General features: G+C 69.2%; 17 protein-coding genes. 11 read left to right on the plus strand and 6 right to left on the minus strand.

The window, feature by feature from the left end; all coding sequences use genetic code 11:
• Positions 1 to 74: 74 nt before the first annotated feature.
• Both EAO79_RS12640 and EAO79_RS12645 read left to right on the plus strand, forming a co-directional pair.
• A complete protein-coding gene (locus EAO79_RS12640) occupies positions 75 to 1,247 on the plus strand; it encodes a glycoside hydrolase family 3 N-terminal domain-containing protein (RefSeq protein ID WP_241160872.1) in 1,173 nt (390 codons plus the stop codon).
• 105 nt (positions 1,248 to 1,352) lie between these two features.
• Positions 1,353 to 1,907, plus strand: coding sequence for a YceI family protein (locus tag EAO79_RS12645; RefSeq protein WP_124769199.1), 555 nt, complete (start codon positions 1,353 to 1,355; stop codon positions 1,905 to 1,907).
• 62 nt (positions 1,908 to 1,969) lie between these two features.
• On the opposite strand, the gene EAO79_RS12650 is transcribed toward EAO79_RS12645, so the two are convergent.
• The 3 genes from EAO79_RS12650 to EAO79_RS12660 all read right to left on the minus strand — a co-directional run bounded on the left by EAO79_RS12650 (position 1,970) and on the right by EAO79_RS12660 (position 4,798).
• Entirely contained in the window at positions 1,970 to 3,010 is a 1,041-nt protein-coding gene (locus EAO79_RS12650; RefSeq protein ID WP_124769200.1) for an aromatic acid exporter family protein, read from the minus strand.
• 8 nt (positions 3,011 to 3,018) lie between these two features.
• Positions 3,019 to 3,984, minus strand: coding sequence for an App1 family protein (locus EAO79_RS12655; RefSeq protein WP_079706285.1), 966 nt, complete (start codon positions 3,982 to 3,984; stop codon positions 3,019 to 3,021).
• A 133-nt stretch (positions 3,985 to 4,117) separates the two neighbouring features.
• Positions 4,118 to 4,798, minus strand: coding sequence for a DedA family protein (locus tag EAO79_RS12660; protein ID WP_124769201.1), 681 nt, complete (start codon positions 4,796 to 4,798; stop codon positions 4,118 to 4,120).
• A 201-nt stretch (positions 4,799 to 4,999) separates the two neighbouring features.
• On the opposite strand from EAO79_RS12660, the gene EAO79_RS12665 reads away from it, so the two are divergent.
• From EAO79_RS12665 to EAO79_RS12695, 7 genes are all read left to right on the plus strand, one after another.
• Entirely contained in the window at positions 5,000 to 6,421 is a 1,422-nt protein-coding gene (locus tag EAO79_RS12665) for a cytochrome ubiquinol oxidase subunit I (RefSeq protein WP_079003899.1), read from the plus strand.
• A 9-nt stretch (positions 6,422 to 6,430) separates the two neighbouring features.
• The gene (gene cydB, locus EAO79_RS12670) at positions 6,431 to 7,435 is read left to right on the plus strand and encodes a cytochrome d ubiquinol oxidase subunit II (RefSeq protein WP_124769202.1); all 1,005 of its coding nucleotides are present in this window, start codon (positions 6,431 to 6,433) and stop codon (positions 7,433 to 7,435) included.
• A gap of 9 nt (positions 7,436 to 7,444) precedes the next feature.
• Complete coding sequence (gene cydD, locus EAO79_RS12675; protein ID WP_124769203.1) at positions 7,445 to 9,151, plus strand: thiol reductant ABC exporter subunit CydD; 1,707 nt, start codon at positions 7,445 to 7,447, stop codon at positions 9,149 to 9,151.
• Positions 9,144 to 10,814 (plus strand): thiol reductant ABC exporter subunit CydC, encoded by a 1,671-nt coding sequence (cydC, locus tag EAO79_RS12680; protein ID WP_124769204.1) that lies wholly within the window; start codon positions 9,144 to 9,146, stop codon positions 10,812 to 10,814. The genes cydD and cydC overlap by 8 nt, the downstream gene beginning before the upstream one ends.
• Positions 10,814 to 12,166 (plus strand): anthranilate synthase component I family protein, encoded by a 1,353-nt coding sequence (locus EAO79_RS12685; RefSeq protein WP_124769205.1) that lies wholly within the window; start codon positions 10,814 to 10,816, stop codon positions 12,164 to 12,166. Before cydC ends, EAO79_RS12685 begins: the two co-directional genes overlap by 1 nt.
• A 116-nt stretch (positions 12,167 to 12,282) precedes the next feature.
• Positions 12,283 to 14,844: a leucine--tRNA ligase gene (gene leuS, locus EAO79_RS12690; protein ID WP_206428233.1), complete on the plus strand. Its 2,562-nt coding sequence runs from the start codon at positions 12,283 to 12,285 to the stop codon at positions 14,842 to 14,844.
• A gap of 151 nt (positions 14,845 to 14,995) precedes the next feature.
• Positions 14,996 to 15,415: a hypothetical protein gene (locus tag EAO79_RS12695; protein ID WP_124769207.1), complete on the plus strand. Its 420-nt coding sequence runs from the start codon at positions 14,996 to 14,998 to the stop codon at positions 15,413 to 15,415.
• 66 nt (positions 15,416 to 15,481) lie between these two features.
• On the opposite strand, the gene EAO79_RS12700 is transcribed toward EAO79_RS12695, so the two are convergent.
• The 3 genes from EAO79_RS12700 to EAO79_RS12705 all read right to left on the minus strand — a co-directional run bounded on the left by EAO79_RS12700 (position 15,482) and on the right by EAO79_RS12705 (position 17,206).
• On the minus strand, positions 15,482 to 16,048 hold the full coding sequence (locus EAO79_RS12700) for an RNA polymerase sigma factor (RefSeq protein WP_164486940.1): 567 nt from the start codon (positions 16,046 to 16,048) through the stop codon (positions 15,482 to 15,484).
• Positions 16,045 to 16,698, minus strand: a complete 654-nt coding sequence (locus EAO79_RS19110) for a hypothetical protein (protein ID WP_164486941.1) — start codon at positions 16,696 to 16,698, stop codon at positions 16,045 to 16,047. Before EAO79_RS19110 ends, EAO79_RS12700 begins: the two co-directional genes overlap by 4 nt.
• A 91-nt stretch (positions 16,699 to 16,789) precedes the next feature.
• Entirely contained in the window at positions 16,790 to 17,206 is a 417-nt protein-coding gene (locus EAO79_RS12705; RefSeq protein WP_124769209.1) for a hypothetical protein, read from the minus strand.
• Positions 17,207 to 17,402: 196 nt separating this feature from the next.
• Between EAO79_RS12705 and EAO79_RS12710 the strand changes: the two genes are divergently transcribed.
• Both EAO79_RS12710 and EAO79_RS12715 read left to right on the plus strand, forming a co-directional pair.
• Positions 17,403 to 18,104, plus strand: coding sequence for a helix-hairpin-helix domain-containing protein (locus tag EAO79_RS12710; RefSeq protein WP_241160873.1), 702 nt, complete (start codon positions 17,403 to 17,405; stop codon positions 18,102 to 18,104).
• Positions 18,101 to 20,524: a ComEC/Rec2 family competence protein gene (locus EAO79_RS12715; RefSeq protein WP_124769210.1), complete on the plus strand. Its 2,424-nt coding sequence runs from the start codon at positions 18,101 to 18,103 to the stop codon at positions 20,522 to 20,524. Before EAO79_RS12710 ends, EAO79_RS12715 begins: the two co-directional genes overlap by 4 nt.
• The last annotated feature ends 17 nt before the right edge of the window (positions 20,525 to 20,541 follow it).

Genomic DNA, 20,541 nt, shown 5'->3' on the forward strand with positions numbered 1-20,541 from the left:
GTCACATTCGTCACTCCTGCCACACCGGGAGCGACGCCCAGCCTGCGTGGAAGATCCGAGCCTAGAGTGGGCCGGTGCAGCTGGGACGACGAGGGTTTCTCGCAATCGGCGCCTCGATGGCGGCGGGTGCCGTCCTCGGCCTGTCCGGGTGCACGGAGCCCGGATCCCCGAAGCCGTCGAGCCGTCCCACCAGCACGACTCCGGCTGTCGCCGACCAGCGTGCGGCCGCTGAACTCGCCGCGATGACCCTCGAGCAGCGGATCGCATCCATGTTGATGCTCCATGCCCCGGGCACCGACCCGGGCACGCTCCGGGCGTTCGTCGAGCGGTATCAGCCGGGCGGGTTCATCATCATGGGCGACAACGTGCCGGGTCTCGCGGGGCTGCCCGCGGTGACGAGCGCCCTCAGCCCCGACCCGACCATGCCGCTGCTCATCGGCATCGACCAGGAGGGCGGCGATGTCCGGCGCATCGACGAGGACGTCTTCGCCGCTGCCGACACCCTGAAGTCGCAACCGGCCGCTGCGAGCGAGGAGGCGTTCCGCCAACGCGCTGTGATGCTCGCCGGTGCCGGCTGCACCGTGAACTTCGGCATCGTCGCGGACGAGACCGCCGATCCGAGCTCCTTCATCTACGACCGTGCCCTCGGGACGACGCCGGACGCCTCGGCGGAGCGGGTTGCCGCGGCCGTCCGTGGTGAGCGGGGTGCGGTGCTCAGCACGCTGAAACACTTCCCCGGCCATGGCCAGGCGCCGGGAGACTCGCACTCGACGGTCCCGACGACCGCCATCGGTGCCGCGGACTGGGCTGCGACCGATGCCCTGCCGTTCGTCGCCGGTATCGACGCCGGGGCCGAGGTCGTGATGTTCGGCCATCTGGTCTACTCGGCGGTCGACGCCGTACCGGCGACGCTCTCGGCGGCCTGGCACGAGCGCCTCCGGAACGACCTCGGCTTCACCGGTGTCACGATCACCGACGACATGCTCATGCTGCAGCACACGGGTCTGCCGGAGTACCAGAACCCCTCGGAGAACGCGATCCGCGCCGTGGCCGCCGGCAACACGATGCTGCTCTACGTCCTCGGGGCGGAGCCGTCGTCGACCGGTGTCGATCCGGCCGTGCTCGTCGCCGACATCGCCGCCGCGGTCAGGTCCGGGAGGATTCCGGAGTCGACGGTCGCCGACGCGGCGCACCGACTGCTGCGCGTCCGGCTCGGCCTGCCGTCGCTCCGGCCGATGTCGCGCTGATGTCGGTGAGGAGAATTTCTCGGGGATGCGGGAATAGCTCCCAGGTCCGTGCGTTTGAATAGAACGTGGCGCGAGCGCGCCGCACATCGACGCAAGGAGTACCGCATGACCGACACCCTGACGATTCCCGGCTACAAGGTTGGCACCTGGGAGGTCGACGCCACGCACAGCGAGGTCGGCTTCAGCATCCGCCACATCATGGTCTCGAAGGTCAAGGGCAAGTTCGAGCGCTTCAACGCGACGTTCGTCACGCCGGAGAACCCCCTCGAGACGAAGATCACCGCGTCCGCCGAGGTCGCATCGATCAACACGAACCAGGCCGACCGCGACGGTCACCTCCGCACCGGCGACTTCTTCGACGCCGAGACCTACCCGACGATCGACTTCGTCTCGACCGGCGCCCGCGCCAAGGGCGACGACTTCCTGGTGGACGGCGACCTCACGATCAAGGGCGTGACCAAGCCCGTCACCTTCACCGTCGAGTTCGGCGGCTTCGCGACCGACCCCTACGGCAACTACAAGTTCGGCGCCACGGCGACCACCGAGATCAACCGCGAGGACTTCGGCCTGACCTACAACGCGGCGCTCGAGACCGGCGGCGTGCTGCTCGGCAACGACGTCACGATCACCATCGAACTGCAGGCCGCGCACCAGGCGTAGCCCCAGGACGTCGAAGGGCCGGTGGAGCATCGCTCCACCGGCCCTTCGTGTATCCGGCCGGCTCAGGTCGGCTCGCCGACGATCTCGTCGCGCACGCGACGGAGGTCCTCCATGAGTGATCCGATGAGGATCCAGTGCTGGGGGTGCGGGCGGGCGATCACGAGGGGAGCGGTCAGCGCCGGGATCTCCGCGGTCTCGGTCGGCGGCTCGTCGGACGCGGCACGACCGTTCACCAGCAGCCTGAGATCGTGGGCCGCCCGCGTCAGTTCGACGGCGATGTCCGCCACCGTCGGCTCCTCATGCAGGGTCGGGTCGTCGTGATCGTGCACCGAGCGCGCCATGCCCAGCGTCCTCGTGACGACCGGCTCCAGTCGACGCAGCAGCAGGCGCTGACGGTCGAGCTCGTCACGGTGCCTCGATCGACGAGGGTTGAGCAGCAGGCTGTCATCACCTTCCTTCACCGCGGCGATCGCCCGGTCTCGCAGGGGCTTCAACGCCCGGGCCTCCTGGAGCAGCGCCACCAGCTCCGCGTCCGTGTTCGCACGCGTGAGTGAGGTGGCGAGATGGTCCAGGGTGTCGGCGCACGCGAGCGCGAGGGTGGTCACCGCCTCCTTCGCGGGAGCGAGGAGGACCGGTGCGACGAGGACGACGTTGACGAGGAGTCCGATGCCCGCGCCGAGCACGGTCTCGACGATCCGCGCGACCGCGTAGTCCGGGGTCGCAGCGCCGATCGACAGCACCAGCATCGCGCTGATCGGGATCTGGTTGGCGGATCCGGGCCCGAGGCGGAGGACCCATCCGAGCAGGATGGAGATGACGATGGCCAGGAGCACGATCCAGGCGGAGTGTCCGAAGACGATCCCGATGGCCGTCGCGAGGATGACGCCCGTGATGACCCCGAGGCTGCGCTCGAGCGCCTTCCCGAACGACTGGTTGACGCTCGGCTGCACCACGAGGATCGCCGCGATGGCGGCGAAGACCGGGAGCTGGCCCGGGATGATCGTGATCGCGACGATCCAGGACGCGACGGCGGCCAGCGCCGTCTTCAGCACCTGGAGCAGAGGCAGCCGCGATCTGATGCGCAGGACGGGGACGACGGACATCGGTGCCGTCAGAGCTTGTCGTGGAGCTGGTCGAGCAGTTCTGCGCCGTTCCCCGCGTAGACCCAGGGGGCGCCCTCGTGCTGGGCACCGACCTTCGAGCGCCCACCGGCGAGGACCGCCTCACCGGGGGAGAGCTGACGGATCGCCACGGCGGCGACGCGGTCGGGGTGGCGTTCCTCGAAGCTCCGGTAGAGGGCTTCGTCGTGCTGTCCGTCGTCGCCGACGAGCAGCCACCGCAGACGCGGGAAGTCCTCGGCGAACCGGTCGAGGTTGTTGCGCTTGTGCTCGCGACCGCTGCGGAAGAAGCGGTCGTGCGTCGGACCCCAGTCGGTGAGGAGGAGGGCGCCGGCGGGGTAGAGGTTGCGCGAGAGGAACCGGGTCAGCGTCGGGGCGACGTTCCAGGCGCCGGTGGAGAGGTAGATGATCGGGGAGCCCGGGTGTTCGCGGGCCGTGCGCTCGAGGAAGACCGCCATGCCGGGCACCGGTGTCCTGGCGTGCTCGTCGAGGACGAAGGTGTTCCAGGCCGCGACGAGTGGGCGGGGGAGCGCCGTCACCATCACGGTGTCGTCGATGTCGGACACGATGCCGAACTCGATGTCGTCGGCGACGATGAAGACCGGCGCTTCGACCGGGTCGCTGCCCTCCGAACTCAGGCGGAGGGTGTGCCAGCCGGGGGTGAGTGACACCTGGACCACCGCGTCGACCACTCCGCCCCGGTCGCCCGTGACCGTGTGACGCTGTCCGTCGACCTCCACCTCGACCGTCGGGTCGGCGATGCTCAGCGCGAAGAAGCTCTTCCAGCCGCGCACCTTCTGCTGCGGTTGGACGGTGGTCTTGCCCGGTTCCGCCAGGACGACCCTGGCCAGGACACGGATCCAGGACGTCGATCCGTAGCCGGTGAAGGGGATGACCGCCGCCTCGCGCCCGTGCCGCCTCGCACGACGCTGGCGGCGCAACTGGACGGCGTCCTCCATCCGTGCGGCGAAGTGCCGGATCTGCTCGGCGGCGTCGGAGGAGGCCGTTGGACGATCGTCGGATGCCTTCACGCGTTCAGTCTGTCATGCCGGTGCGTCCGGCCCGCCGTCTCGCGGCGATGACGGTCGTCTGCTACTGGGGCGTCGAGCCGTCGTCGGGTGGTGTCGCGTCCTCCTGGGCCAGCATGTGTCGCTCCTCGCTCCGCTGGAGGAGTCGCTTCACGACGAGGACCACGACGGCGAAGACGACGATGATGCCGACGAAGACGTAGCCCGCCCAGTGGAGGCGGTCCGACAGCTCGCGATAGCTGCCCGCGGCCAATGCGCCGACGGAGACGTAGGCCGAGGACCAGATGACGCAGGCGGGCAGCGTCCAGGAGATGAAGCGTCGGTAGCTCATCGTGCTCATCCCGACCGTGAGGGGGATGAGTGAGTGCAGGACCGGGAGGAACCGCGAGATGAAGACGGCGATGCCGCCCCGCCGGTCGAGATAGCGCTCAGCACGGGCCCAGTGCCGCTCGCCGATGCGGCGGCCGAGTCTGCTGGTACGGATGCGCGGGCCGAATAAGCGGCCGAGCGCGAACCCGACGGACTCGCCGATGAGCGCTCCGGTGATGACGACGAGGATCATCGAGATCCACTGGACGGGTCCGACGACGGCGGTGCTGGCGACGATGACGACTGTGTCGCCCGGGACGACGAGGCCGACGAGGACCGAGGTCTCGAGCATGATGCCGACGCCGGCGAGGATCGTGCGCGTCACGGGGTCGACGCTCTGCACCAGGTCGAGGAGCCAGCCGAGCACGTCGTTCACGGATCGAAGCCTAGTGCGGCAGGTGTGGGACGGGCTCCGAAACCCCTGTTAGGACACCCTTGGATGTGTGGTCTGACCACAGGCGCGAATTCGGGTACGATTGGTGTCGACGACATGGATCGAAGCCACGGGGATGACCACCCCGATCGGGCCGCACCTGCGCCGCCTTCCCTGGATGCCGCGAAAAATGGAGTGTTCATCGTGAACGACCTACTCGACCCGCTACTGCTGTCCCGCTGGCAGTTCGGCCTCACCACCGTCTACCACTTCATCTTCGTGCCGCTGACCATCGGCATGGCCGTGACGGTCGCCGGGTTCCAGACCGCCTGGGTCCGGACCGGCAAGCTGCACTACCTGCAGCTCACGCGGTTCTTCGGGAAGATCTTCCTCATCAACTTCGCCATGGGCGTCGTGACGGGCATCGTCCAGGAGTTCCAGTTCGGCATGAACTGGTCCACCTACTCCAGGTTCGTCGGCGACGTCTTCGGCGCGCCGCTGGCACTCGAGGGCCTGCTCGCGTTCTTCCTCGAGGCGACGTTCATCGGACTCTGGATCTTCGGCTGGGACAAGCTGTCACCGAAGCTGCACCTCGCCACCATCTGGATCGTGGCACTCGGCACCGTGCTGTCGGCCTACTTCATCATCGCGGCGAACGCCTTCATGCAGAACCCGGTCGCCTTCCGGATCAACGAGGAGCGAGGCCGCGCCGAGCTCACGAACATCTGGGAGCTGCTGACCAACAAGGTCGCCCTGGCCGCCTTCCCGCACACGATCTTCGCGTGCTTCATGGTCTCCGCAGCCGTCATCATCACCGCTGCGGCCTGGCACCTCGCCCGGGGCCAGCACGTCGAGGCGATGCGCCCGGCGCTCAAGGTCGGTGCGTGGAGCATGCTCCTCGCGGGTGGTGCCACGATGCTCGCCGGCGACCAGCTCAGCCTCGCCATGGTCGAGACCCAGCCGATGAAGATGGCGGCTGCGGAGGCGATGTACAACACGGCGAGCGGTGCCGACGCCTCGTTCTCGATCTTCACCCTCGGCACACCCGACGGTGTCCACGAGCTCTTCTCGATCCGCATCCCGTACCTCCTGTCGTTCCTCTCGACCCACACCTTCGACGGCACGGTGGAGGGCATCAACGACCTGCAGGCGCAGTACACCCAGCTCTACGGTCCGGGCGACTACTCGCCCGTCATCTGGGTCACCTACTGGGCGTTCCGCTGGATGATCGGCCTCGGCCTCGCCTCGATGCTCGTCGCGGCAGCCGGTCTCTGGTTCACTCGCAAGGGCCGCGAGCCGAAGCGCTGGATGTGGCGCGTCGCGGTCTGGGCCGTCCCGATGCCGTTCCTCGCCATGACCATGGGCTGGGTCTTCACCGAGATGGGCCGCCAGCCGTGGATCGTCTTCAGCCTGTTGAAGACGGAGGACGCGGTCTCGCCGAACACCACCGGCCTCGATGTCCTGATCTCGTTGATCGCCTTCACCGTCGTCTACGGATCGCTGCTCGTCGTCGAGTTCGGTCTCCTGAAGAAGACGATCAAGGCCGGGCCCGACCCGATCGAGCTGTCCGAACCCGACGAGGACGGCGTGCAGAAGCCCGCCGCCCCCGCGACCACGGTCTACTAGGAGCACATCATGGACCTCACGATTCTCTGGTTCTGGATCATCGCCGCACTGTTCGTCGGCTACTTCGTCCTCGACGGCTTCGACTTCGGCGTCGGCATGACGATCCCCTTCCTCGGGAAGGACGAGACCGACCGCCGGATGCTCATCAACACCATCGGGCCGGTCTGGGACCTCAACGAGACCTGGCTGATCGTCGCCGGTGCGAGCCTCTTCGCCGCCTTCCCCGAGTGGTACGCGACCCTGTTCAGCGGCTTCTACCTCCCGCTGTTGTTCATCCTCCTCGCGCTCATCATCAGAGGGGTGTCGTTCGAGTACCGGCACCAGCGGCCGGAAGCCTCCTGGAAACGGCGCTTCGACCTCATGATCATCGTGGGCTCGGCCCTGCCGGCCTTCCTCTGGGGCGTCGCCTTCGCGAACATCGTCCAGGGCGTCCCGCTCGATGCCGACCACAACTTCACCGGTACGCTCTTCACCCTGCTCAACCCGTACGGCATCCTCGGCGGTCTCACGACGCTCGTGCTCTTCTTCGCCCACGGAGCCGTGTTCGCCTCGCTGAAGACCGAGGGCGACATCCGCGAGCGCGCTCGCCGCCTCGCGGGCCGCGCCGGGCTCGTCGCCATCATGCTCGCCGCGTCGTTCCTCGGGTGGACCGTCCTGGCGCACTTCTCGCTCCCGGTGTTGATCCTCGCGGCCATCGCAGCGGTCTCGCTCATCAGCGCCTGGTTCGCGAACAGCCGTGGGCTGGAAGGCCGTGCGTTCGCGCTCATGGCCGTGACCGTCGCGGCGGCCGTGCTCACTCTGTTCACCGCGCTCTTCCCAGCGGTGATGCCGGCGAGCAACGACCCGGCGAACAGCCTGACGATCGCGAACGCCTCCTCGACGGAGTACACCCTCACGGTGATGTCGTGGACCGCCCTGATCTTCCTGCCGCTGATCCTCGCCTACCAGGGATGGACGTACTGGGTGTTCCGCAAGCGCATCACGCGGAAGCACATCGAAGCCGCCGCGCACTAACCTGTCATCGTGCGCCCCCTCGATCCGCGACTGCTCCGCTATGCCCGCGGAGCCCGGTCGATCCTCGGACTCGGCGCGGTCATCGCGCTCGTCCAGACCGCCTGCACGCTCGGGTTCGCCTGGTTCGTGGCCCAGCTCGTGTCCCGGTCGATCGCGGGGGATCCGGTCGAGGAGCTCCTGCCGTCGCTCTGGCTGCTGATCGGCATCGTGGTGCTGCGTGCCGGGACCGTCCTGGCATCCGACTCGGTGAACGCCCGTGGCTCCGCGATCGTCCGCAGTCAGTTGCGACGGGCCCTCGCGGGCGCGTTCGAGACGCTCGGGCCGGGTTGGGTCTCGCGTCGGAGCTCTGCCGCCCTGACGACCGTGGCTGGCCGCGGGCTCGACGCCCTGGACGCGTACTTCGGTCGCTATGTCCCGCAGCTCATCCTCACGGCGATCGCCATGCCGATCATCGCTGCGGTGATCTTCTTCCAGGACCCGCTCAGCGGCATCACGGTGATCGTGACACTCCCGCTGATCCCCGTCTTCATGATCCTCATCGGATTCGCGACCCAGGCGGTGCAGCGGCGCCAGTGGGAGACCCTGGCCCATCTGTCGCGCGGGTTCCTCGAGCTCGTCGCGGGCATGGCGACCCTCAAGCTGTTCGGTCGGCAGCACCGGCAGGTGCAGCGGGTCCGAACCGTCACCGAGGAGTACCGCGTCGAGACCATGAAGGTCCTGCGGTTTTCGTTCGTGAGCGGCTTCGCCCTCGAACTGCTGTCGAGTCTCGCCGTCGCCGTGGTCGCGGTCGGCATCGGCCTCCGGCTCCTCGACGGCTCGCTCCTCCTCGGAACGGGGCTCTTCGTCCTGATCCTGGCCCCGGAGGCCTTCCTGCCACTGCGGAACGTCGGCGCGAACTACCACGCTGCCGCGGAGGGGGTCACCGCCGCCGAGGAGGTCTTCGAGATCCTCGATGAGGCGAAGGCCGTCCGCGAATCCCCGTCCGTTCCTGATCAGCTCGGCGCACCGGCGACAGCAGGCGACTCCGTTCGCCGGACGTCTGGCCTGGTGCTCGACGGTCTCGGGGTGCAATACGACGAGCTGCGGGTGTTGGACGACCTCGACGCGACGTTCCCGGCCGGCGTGGTGACGGCTGTCGTCGGCGCCAGCGGAGCCGGGAAGACGAGCATGGCGTCGGCGATCCTCGGATTCGTGGACGCCACCGGATCGATCCTGCACGACGGAGGACGCATGTCGCCCACGCCTGGTGGACGACGCTGGCTGTCGTGGGCGCCGCAGCGTCCGGTCCTCATCGCGGGGACGGTCGGCAGCAACGTCGCGCTGGGCGATGACGCACCCGACGAGGTGCTCATCGTCGAGGCGTTGTCAGCACTCGGGCTGTCCGCGCTGCCACTCGGACACCCCATCGGCGCAGTCGGCGACGGCGTGAGCGGTGGACAGGCGCAACGGATCGCGATCGCGAGAGCCCTGTACCGGCTGCGGCGCACCCCGGCGGATGCCGGAACGCCGGTGCTGCTGCTCGACGAACCGAGCTCGGCGCTCGACGCCGCGTCCGAGGCGCTCGTCATCGACGCCGCGCGCGACGCCGCTCGGGCCGGGGCGGCCGTCATCGTCATCACCCATCGACCGTCGATCGTCGAACACGCGGATGTCGTGCTCGAGATCTGCCAGCGGTCGGAACGCGTCCAGGACGACGAGGTGATGCTCCATGGATGAGCGCGTCCGACAGATCATCCGACTGGCGCAGCCGCCGGCTCGCCGCTTCGTCCCTGGCCTCCTGGCCGGCATCCTCTCCGCGGGCGCCGCCGTCGCCCTCCTCGCTTCGAGCGCGTTCCTCATCACGAAGGCCGCCGAGCAGCCCTCGATCGTCGAGCTGGGTGTCGCCGTCGTCGGGGTGCGCGCGTTCGCTCTGGCCCGGGCGTCCTTCCGATACCTCGAACGCCTGCTGAGCCACGATGCTGCATTCCGTCAATTGGCGCAGCTGCGCGCCGGCATGATCGAACGCGTCATCCCGGTGGCTCCCGACGGACTGCAGCTGACCGGCCGGGGCGACCTCCTCACCCGCCTGGTGACCGATGTGGACGAGCTGCAGAACGTGCCGTTGCGGGTCGTCCAACCACTGGTGGTCTCGGGTGTCGTCGCCGGAGCCTCCGTCATCCTCACGACCGTGCTGCTCCCGGCCGCCGGGATCGCGCTCGCGGTCTGCCTCGTCGCGGCGTTCCTCGTCTCGTGGTTGCTCGTGAGTCGGGTGGCGGCGCGCGCCGAACGCGAACTCGCGCCGCTGCGCGGTGCGCTGTCGGAAGCCCTGCTCGAACTCGTGACCGGGCTCGACGTGCTGACCGCTTACGGCGCGGTCGACGCCGCGCGGGCACGGATCGAACATGCCGACGCGGCACTCACGCGCGCGATGGTGCGGCGGGCCGCGGGCGCCGGGGTTGCCGGCGCCGTCCTCTCCCTGGCTTCCGGGGCGTCCGTCGTCGCGGCGCTGTGGGCAGGCATGCCGGCGCTGGGAACGATCGGCGGCCCCGCGCTCACCGTGATCGTCCTCGTCCCGCTCGCCGTGTTCGAGGTCTGCGCGATGGTGCCCCTCGCGTTCGGGGCTTGGCGGGAGGCGGTCGCGAGCGCCGAGCGCGTGGCGGACGCGGTCCCGAGCGATCGACCCGACGAGATCCCGGACGAGGACACCGGCAGCATCCTCACGCCGACCTTCGACGGCGTCATGCTCGAGGCGGAGCACCTCAGCGCGCGGTGGCCCGGGAGTACGACGGCGGCGCTCGCACCGATCAGCTTCCGGCTGTCGGCCGGCGACCGGCTGCTCGTCGAAGGCGACAGCGGAGCCGGAAAGACCACCCTGGCGCACGCCCTCGTCCGCTTCCTCGAGTACGAGGGTGGGTACCGCGTCGGCGGCGTCGAGGCACGCGACCTCCGCCCGGACACGCTGCGCGAGTCGGTCGGGCTCGTCGAGCAGCGTCCGTTCCTCTTCGACGCCGACATCCGCCAGAACCTCCTCTTCGCCAGGGACACGGCCGACGACGCTGAACTCGAGGCCGTGCTGGAGCGGGTCGGGCTCTCGTCCTGGCTCGCCGAACGCGGCGGACTCGACCGCCCGGTGGGGGAGCACGGCGCGCTCGTCTCCGGAGGGCAGGCGCAACGCATCGCCCTCGCCCGTGCGCTCCTCCGCGAGTTCCCCGTGCTCGTGCTCGACGAGCCGACCGCCAACGTCGATCCCGAGCGCGCGACCGCCCTGCTCGAGGACCTGCTCGGTGTCGCGGGATCCGAGGGCCGTGCGGTCATCGTGATCTCCCACACGCCGGTCCCCGACAGCCTCGTGACCGGTCGCCTCCGGATCGTCGCGCCGCCGATCGCGGCCGTCGGCTGATGCGATCCACCGGAGCGCGCCGGCAGGTCGTCCTCCCGGCCTGGTCCGAGCCCGAGGACGTCTACCGACGCGTGTTCGCTGACGAACCCTGGGCGGCCTGGTTGGATTCGGGCCAGGGCTCCCGGACCGGCGTCAGTCTCATCGGACGCGGGACCGAACGCCTCGTCGCGGACGTCCGGCTCGGCACGGTGGAGCGCATTACCCCGGTGTCCGCCTCGGTCGACCGGACGACGATCCTCGACGCCCTCCGTACCGTGCGTGCGGAGGGCGACCCGGGCGATTGGGTCGGGTGGTTCGGCTACGAGTCGGGGGCAGGGCTCGTCGGGGTTCCGTCGCACGCGGCGGCCTCCCCGGACGCGCTCTTCCTGCGCCTCGACGACCAGGTGCGGTTCGACCATGCGGCGCGGACGGTGACGATCTCGTCGGACGATCCCGACTGGATCGCGACGACCGTCGAGCGATTGAGTAGGGCGACCGAGCCTCCTCCCGTGGCCGAGGCGTCCGGCGGGGTCTGCGCGCCCCGTCACAGCGATGCCGCATACGTGCGGCTCGTCGAGCGGTGCCAGGAGCACATCACCCGTGGGGACGCCTACCAGCTGTGCCTGACGAACCACCTGCGCGTCGACGGGGTCCACGACCCGTTCGCGACCTATCTGCGGCTGCGCAGGACGAGCCCCACGCACCACGGCGGCTTCCTCCGGTTCGGTTCGATCAGTGTCGCGAGCGCGTCACCGGAGCAGTTCCTCGAGGTCTGGGCCGACGGCCGCGTCCGGACGAAGCCGATCAAGGGGACCCGGCCGAGAGGTGCCGATCCCGAGGAGGACGCCCGCCGGCGCGCCGATCTGCTGGCGAGTCCCAAGGAGCGCGCGGAGAACCTCATGATCGTCGATCTGATGCGGAACGACCTCTCCAGAGTCTGCGAGCTGGGTTCCGTGGCGGTCACGGCTCTCCATCACGTCGAGAGCTACCCGCAGGTGCACCAACTCGTCAGCACCGTCGAAGGACGGTTGCGCACAGGACTGGACGCACTCGACGTCGTCGAGGTGGCGTTCCCGGCCGGATCGATGACCGGGGCCCCGAAACGCCGGGCGATGGAGCTGCTGTACGACCTCGAAGCGGGACCGCGCGGGGTGTACGCCGGCGCCTTCGGCCTGCTGTCCGCGGACGGATCGATGGACCTCGCCATGGTCATCCGCTCGATCGTGATCGATCCGCAGGGTGCGTCGATCGGCACGGGTGGTGGCATCACGGCGCTGTCCGACGCCCGGGAGGAGCTCGAGGAGACGTGGACCAAGGCGGCGGCCCCGCTGGCGGCACTCGGCGTCGGACGTCCGCCTGCCGAATCCCGGTAGGCTTGACCGTTGGACGGAGCGCCGTCGTGCGCTCCAGCCCGTCCATCCTGCGGCCGAGCGCCGTGCGAGCAGCCCACGGGCTTCCACCCCCAGCACCTGCAGTGATTGAGAGTGACGTGTCAGACGAGCGCAACACCGACGACCGCCGAGACGGCGAGCGGTACGACTTCCAGGCGATCCAGGAGAAGTGGCTTCCCGTCTGGGACGAGCTGAAGCCCTTCGCAGCAGGCGACCCTGCCGACAAACGTCCGCGCAAGTACGTGCTCGACATGTTCCCGTACCCCTCGGGCGACCTGCACATGGGTCACGCCGAGGCGTTCGGCTTCGGCGACATCGTCGCGCGGTACTGGCGTCACCAGGGTTTCAACGTCCTGCACCCGATCGGCTGGGACTCGTTCGGTCTCCCCGCGGAGAACGCCGCCATCCAGCGCGGCGTCGACCCGCGCGAGTGGACCTACGCGAACATCGCGCAGCAGAAGGCCAGCTTCCGCCAGTACGGCCCCTCGTTCGACTGGGACCGCGAGCTCCACACGAGCGACCCCGAGTACTACCGGTGGAACCAGTGGCTGTTCCTCCAGCTGTTCGAGAAGGGCCTCGCGTACCGCAAGGCGAGCCCCGTCAACTGGTGCCCGAACGACCAGACCGTGCTCGCGAACGAGCAGGTCGTCGACGGACACTGCGAGCGCTGCGGCGCCGAGGTGACGAAGAAGAAGCTCACCCAGTGGTACTTCCGCATCACCGACTACGCCGACCGCCTGATCGACGACCTCAACCAGCTCGAGGGCACCTGGCCGGCCAAGGTCCTCAGCATGCAGCGGAACTGGATCGGTCGATCCAACGGTGCGGACGTCTCGTTCTCCATCGAGGGTCGTGCCGAGCCGGTCTCCGTGTACACGACCCGCCCCGACACGCTGTACGGCGTGACGTTCATGGTCGTGGCGCCCGACTCGGAGCTCGCAGCCGAGCTCGTCGCCGACACCTCCGACGAGGTCAAGGGGCGCTTCCAGGCCTACCTCGACAGCGTCAAGGGTGAGAGCGAGATCGCGCGGCTCGCGACCGACCGCCAGAAGACCGGCGTCTTCCTCGAGCGCTACGCGATCAACCCGCTGAGTGGCGAGCGCCTGCCGATCTGGGCGGCCGACTACGTCCTGGCCGACTACGGTCACGGGGCGATCATGGCGGTCCCTGCGCACGACCAGCGCGACCTCGACTTCGCGCGGGCGTTCGACCTGCCCGTGCGCGTCGTGGTGGACACCACCCAGCCCGTCACCGGTGCCATCCCGATCATCGTCGACGGTGAGCTGCCGGAGGACCTCCCGTCGATCGATCCCGCCAAGACGGGTGTCGCGCTGACTGGCGACGGTCGCCTGACGAACTCCGGCCCCTTCGACGGCCTGAGCAAGGCGAACGCGATCCCGAAGGTCACGGCTGCACTCGCGTCGAGCGGCCTCGGCGCGAAGACGAAGAACTACCGCCTCCGCGACTGGCTCATCTCTCGACAGCGCTACTGGGGCACGCCGATCCCGATCATCCACTGCGACGCCTGTGGCGAGGTGCCGGTCCCCGAGGACCAGCTCCCCGTGCGGCTTCCGGATGCCGCGGGTCTCGACCTGCGTCCGAAGGGCATGAGCCCGCTCGCGGCGGCTGAGGACTGGATCAACGTGGACTGCCCGTCGTGCGGGAAGCCTGCGAAGCGCGACTCCGACACGATGGACACCTTCGTCGACAGCTCGTGGTACTTCCTCCGGTTCCTGAACCCGACCTCCGACGAGATCGCGTTCGACCCGAAGGAGGCCGACAAGTGGGCCCCGGTCGACCAGTACGTCGGCGGTGTCGAGCACGCGATCCTGCACCTGCTCTACTCGCGGTTCATCACGAAGGTCCTGTTCGACCTCGGCAAGGTCGGCTTCACCGAGCCCTTCAGCGCGCTCCTCAACCAGGGCATGGTCATCCTCGACGGTTCGAAGATGAGCAAGAGCAAGGGCAACCTGGTGGAGTTCGCCCAGGAGCTGCGATCGTACGGCGCCGATGCCCTGCGCGTCACGATGGCGTTCGCCGGTCCTCCGGAGGACGACATCGACTGGGCGGACGTCTCGCCGGCCGGTTCGGCCAAGTTCCTGGCTCGCGCCTGGCGGGTCGCGCACGACGTCACCAGCTCGCCCGACGTCGCCTGGAAGGACGGCGACGAGAAGCTGCGGAAGGTCACGCATCACTTCCTCGCGGAGGCTCCCGGGCTCATCGAGGCGGGCAAGTTCAATGTCGTCGTGGCACGGCTCATGGAGCTCGTCAACGCGACGCGGAAGGCGATCGACGCCGGGCCCGGCGCTGGCGACCCCGCCGTGCGCGAGTCCGCCGAGGTGACGGCCATGGCGCTCGACCTCTTCGCACCGTTCACCGCCGAGGACATGTGGGCCAAGCTCGGCTACCAGCCGTCGATCTCGCTGGTGCCGTGGCGGAAGGCCGACCGGTCGCTGTTGGTCGAGGACCAGGTGACCGCGGTGGTGCAGGTCGACGGCAAGGTCCGCGACCGGCTCGAGGTGTCGCCGAAGATCTCCGGCGAGGAGCTCGAGCAGCTCGCACGCGCGAGTGCGGCTGTGCAGCGTTCCGTGGGCGACCGCGAGATCATCAACGTCGTGGTGCGTGCCCCGCGCGTGGTGAGCATCGCCACGAAGGGCTGATGCGGTTCGGGGCGGGCCCTGTGGCCTGCCCCGAACGCGCTCGTCGCGCTCGGGCACGACCATCGAGTCGGACCCGTGTCCCATCCGACGGCAGCCTGTTCTCAGATCGGGTCCCGAGCGGCTGCCCGTGCTTCCTCGGTAGCATGACCGAGTGATCGCTCTCGCCCCATCAGTACGAACGCTCCGCGTGTTCCAGATCCTGTGGGTGATCGGCTTCCTGATCGGAACGATCACGCACACCGCGGATCTGATCCTCGGCGGGTTGGACGTCTACGGCGGCTTCCCGCCCGGCGTCCGGCTGTTCTGGGTGACGCTCACGGTCTTGGACCCCATCACCGCTGTGTTGATCATCCTTCGACGGCGCTCCGGCATCGTGCTCGGAATCGCGGTGATCGTCGCTGACATCGCGGTGAACTGGACCGTCTTCGTTCTGCTCGGCGGACTGTCGTGGTTCGGCGTCATCAATCAGAGCCTGTTCGCGGTGCTCATCCTCGCCACGGCTCGCCCCCTGTGGATCTGGTTCGGGCGATCTTCGACACGAGAGCGGGCCGACGCGGGCAGAGCGGCCTGACCTCCTCTCAACGGATGGATCCGCTGCAGTCGGAGGTCGAGGGAATCGACAAGCAGACGTCCTCGATCAATGGTCGACATGCGCGGCTGATTTCTCGAGCGGGACGCGAACGCGCACGTCCTGCTCGCCCGGATCCTGCAACAGCTGGCGGAGACGCAGACGCGCGCGCTGGTATCGGCCACGGGCAGTCGACTCACGCACACCAACGATGCTTGCTGCCTCGATGACCGTGAACCCGTCCCACAGCACGAGTTTGATCAGTTCTGCTTGATTCCGAGGGAGCTCGGAGATCGCCGCCAGCACGGATTCGGCGGTGTCGTCCGTCTGCGTCGGCTGGAGCGTTTCGAGGTGTTCGCCCAGACGAGCGGTGAGTGCGTCCCTGCGATCAGAGCTGCGGCGGGCATTCGACGCCACCCGGCGTGCGACTCCGAAGAGCCACATCCGCGCCTGTACGGGGTCCGCTGGCATCCGATCGATGTGTCTCCATGCTGCGATGAAGGTCTCGCTCAGCGCATCGGCGGCGTCTGCCGGGGTCGTGACCCGTCGGCCGAGGAACGACAGCACATCGGCCGCGTTGTCCTGGTGAAGTGTCTCCAGTCGTTCCTGGCGGGCGCGACGTTTCGCGTCGGTCACTGCGCATCCTCCGCGGTCTCGCCACAGTCGCCGGCGACGTCGATCGAGGTCCCAGTTCGCAGGAAGCCAGCCTTCTCGAATGCATCGAAGATCTTCGTCGCCATCAGGTTTCCGGCCACGGATTCCGGGGTTGCAGCTGGTGGCGGCGTGGTTCCATTTACCTCGGCGATCATTGTCAGTTCCGCGCGTCGAGCCTGTTCGATGGCGAGCGCTGCGTCGATGTCGGCTGTGGTGATCGAAGCGACGACCCTGTCCCAGTCGTATTCGGTCAGGAAGATGCGGGCTTCTTGCGTGCGGCGATCGGCCTCAGCCGTGCTGATGCTCCGGTATTCGGGGACCACTCGCGCAACGAGCTGACACACCGCGCCGTCCTCGCCGATGTCGAACGATCGTTGCACCGTGGCTTCAGGCGCCCATCCAACCCAGTCGAAGACCGCGGGGGCCGCCGCCGCAGCACTCACGCCGACCGTGATGAGTCCGGCAGTCAAACCCAGGATGCTGAGGTAGCGCTTGTATCGGGATCTCACACCGGAAGGTCGTGCTCGGAACGCAGCTTCCTGGGCCACGAAACGAGCGCACTCGGCGGCTTCCGCATCCTCTCCGAAAGCGCGCGGCGCGGATCGTTGTATCTGTGCGTCAAGATCATCCATGGAAACCCCCTCGAGTGAACACCGTCACTGATGACATGTCCGGCACCCATCGAGTCTTAACGCGTGCGGCACGAACTGCGCGCGTTGACGTTCAGCTGCTCGGCCGCCACGATGAATCGCTCCAGTAGTCTCCGCGCACGACCCAGACATCATTGCCGAACTCCTCCGCCGACACGGTGATCGGCCTCGGATCCCACAGGGTGCCGTCCATCCGGCCACGATCGACGAGATAGATCTCCTCGAAGGCCACTCGGTCGGCGCCCGCTGGGGGTCGCACGGTGAAGAGTGACCAGCACCCGCCGTTCGCGCATTCGCTGCGCGCGCTCAGCAGCGCGGTGCCTTCCGGGAACCGCATTGCCTCTGCAGGCGGGACTCCGGTGCCATCGATTCGTTCGAAGTCCAGGATCATGAGCCGAAGCGGATACAGGTGCATGGAGACGTCCAGCACCAGCGCCGCGGCGATGAGGATCGCCGTCAGCCAAGCCTGTCGACGTGACTTCGCCTGCATGATGCCCCCGTTTCACCGGCCCCCGCCGGAGACTCGACGGTAGCAGGGCTCTTCGCCGCGAGGTGGGGGCCGGGGCTGGACGTCAGGCCTCGACGCGCGTGTCAACCGCGCTCCACAGGTGCGGTCGCGGCGTGTTCGGTGTCCATGGCGACGGCGAGCGTGTGGTTCGGGGCGTCCGGGCTCGTAGCGTTCGAGGATGACCATCGAACCGGAACCCATGTCCCACCCGGTGCCGTCCCGTCGTTCGGCCACACGCCGCCTGCTGCGTGAACTACCGCGCCCGGAGTTCCGTGCCGGCGCGGTCGTCGTGCTGGTGATCGCCGCCCTCGTCGTCGCCATCCTCGTCTCGCTGTTCACCTCAGGCGGGGTGGTCAGGACGATCGGAGGGGCGGAGCTGTCGGCGGATGCGAGCCCCGTTCCCGGCGCGACTCCCGGAGCGACCGCGCCCGCCGGCTCAGCGACGGGGGAGCTGTTCATCCATGTCCTCGGAGCGGTCGTGGCCCCTGGTGTCTACCGGCTGCCGGACGGATCACGTGCGTTCGACGCGGTGGCGTCCGCCGGTGGCCTCCTGCCGGAAGCGGACACCGGTGCCGTGAACCTCGCACGGTTCGTGAACGACGGCGAGCAACTGTACGTCCCAGTGGTCGGCGAGGTGCCACCTGGCGGAGGCGCGAGCGGGTCGGCTGCCGGGAGTCCGTCCGGCTCGCAGCTCGTCAACGTGAACACGGCATCCGCGGCCGAACTCACCGCACTCCCGCGGATCGGGGAAGCCCTGGCCGCACGCATCGTCGCCTGGCGGGAGGCGAACGGCCCGTTCGCCACCCTCGACGACCTGAGCGCGGTCGAAGGCATCGGCGCGAAGACCCTCGAGGGGCTTCGCGCGGCGGCGACGGTGTGACCGCAGACGCGGACACCGGACCGACGTCCGGGCGAGGTGAGAGCGCGATGCGGTTCCCGCGCCTGCTCATCCCGGCGGCGGTCTCCTGGGTCGGTGCGGCCGTCTGGAGCGCGGCTCCAACGCTGGCCTGGGGTGGGGTACTGGTCGCTTTCCTCGTCGCCTCCGCCTGCCTCGGGTGCAGCACGGTCGTCCGGCGTCGCCGTGCGGAGTATCGCCCGGGGGAGCGTCGGACAGGGTCTGTCGTCATCACGACACTCCTGCTGTGCGCGTGCGCCGCGGCGCTGTTCGGCATGGTCGCGGCCTCGATCGCCGCGCGCGCGCCTGACCGGCAGCCGGAGGCGCTGCAAGCGCTCGGAAACGCTCCAGTGGATGCCGAGGTCGTGGTGACCGGCGACGCTGTGCCCACCGGTTCGGTCACGACGGGGTCCGGCATCCGCTTCGCGGCCGACCTCGTGACGGCCAGTGGAGACCACAGTATCCTGGAGCACCTCTCGGTCCCGGTCCTCGTGTTCGCGCCGGTGCCGGCGGATCGGGCGCCGAGGATCGGCGAGCGCTGGCGCGTCGACGGCTCGCTCCGATGGAACGCGCCGGGTGATGCGCGGGCAGCGCTGCTCTTCGCACGGGAGGAACCCGAGCTGCTGGGGGAGCCGCCGGCGATCCTCGACTGGTCGGCGTCGCTCCGTTCCGGCCTCGTCGGGCTCGCGTCCACCTTGCCCGGCCCGGGTGGGGAACTGCTGCCCGGCCTCGCGATCGGCGATGTGAGTCAGGTGAGTGACGCGGTCACGGAGTCGATGCAGCGCAGTTCACTCTCGCATCTGACGGCCGTGTCCGGAGCGAACTGTGCGGTCATCGTGTGGCTCGTCAGCACCGCGGTCGCGGCACTCGGCGGCGGGCGGAAGCTCAGGATCTCGTGTGCCCTGCTGTGCCTCGTCGCCTTCGTTGTCCTCGTGACGCCCCAACCGAGCGTGCAGCGGGCGGCTCTCATGGCTGCCTTCGTCCTGGTGATGGGCGGCTTCGGGCGGCCGATCAGGGGCCTCGCCGCGCTGTCGTTGGCGGTGGTCGTCCTCCTCGTCGCCGACCCTTGGCTGGCCGGGCAGTACGGGTTCGGGCTCTCGGTGCTCGCCACCAGTGGTCTGCTGCTCCTGAGCGGACCCCTCACGGACCTGCTGGGCAGGTGGCTGCCGCGAGGGATCGCGGCCCTCATCGCGATCCCGGCAGCCGCCCAGCTCGCCTGCCAGCCGATGCTCGTCCTCCTCGACCCCGCGATCCAGCTCGGCGGTGTCCCCGCGAACCTGCTCGCGGGCCCGGCCGCAGCGCCCGCGACCATGCTCGGGCTGCTCGCCTGCCTGCTGGTCCCGTTCGCACCACCACTCGCATGGCTCGTCGCGTGGCTCGGGTGGGTGCCGGCGACCTGGATCGCAGCGGTGGCCCGGTGGTTCGAGGGCGTCCCTGCTGCGCGGGTGCCGTGGCCGGAGGGGCCGCTGGGCGTCGTGCTCGTCACCGTGCCGACCGTCTTGATCGCCACGCTCCTGCTGTTCCGTCGGGACCTGCCCCCGAGGTGGTCGAGGACGATCGGGGTGGCGGTTGTCGTGGCGCTCGTGGCACTGTGCGGTCGGGCGGTCGGGGACGGACTCGGGCCGGCCCTGCACCGGCCGGGCGACTGGATCGTCGCCGCCTGCGACGTCGGTCAGGGGGACGCGGTCCTCCTGCGACAGGGCGGCGCCACCGCCCTGGTCGACGTCGGTCCCGACCCCGAACCGCTCCGCGCGTGCTTGGACGAACTCGGGGTGTCCCGCATCGAACTGCTCGTCCTCACCCATTACGACCTGGACCACGTCGGAGGCCTCGACGCGGTCGTCGGCAGGGTCGACGAGGTGCTGCTCGGGCCGGTCGACGACCCGGAGGACGAGCGCATCGCACGAGTGCTCCGAGCGGCCGGTGCGGAGGTGCGACAGGCCGGCGCCGGGGACCAGGGGGTGCTGGGGGTTCCGGAGAGCGCGGCGCCGTGGCGCGTCCTGTGGCCGGACCCCGCGGCAGGTGGCGTCGAACCGGGGAACGACGCGAGCGTGGTGGTCCGGTTCGACCTCCTCGCCGCATCGGTGCTGCTGCTCGGCGACCTCGGTGAGGAAGCGCAGGACCGGCTGCTCGGACGACACGCGCTCGGGGACGCGGTCGACATCGTCAAGGTGTCGCATCACGGTTCCGCCGATCAGAGCGACCGCCTGGCGCGCCGGGTCGGTGCGACCGTTGCGCTCGTCTCCGTCGGGGCCGACAACGGCTATGGGCACCCGACGCGCTCAGCGCTCGAGCTGTACGAGGCCACCGGTGCCGAGGTCCTCCGCACGGACGAGTCGGGGATCATCGTCCTCGGCCCAGGCGACGGCGGCGGGTTCCGCGTGTGGTCGGAGCGCGGCGGGTGAGCTGCCGTCCCCGACCC

Origin of the sequence: Plantibacter sp. PA-3-X8 (assembly GCF_003856975.1) — a bacterium.
Taxonomy (GTDB): domain Bacteria; phylum Actinomycetota; class Actinomycetes; order Actinomycetales; family Microbacteriaceae; genus Plantibacter; species Plantibacter auratus.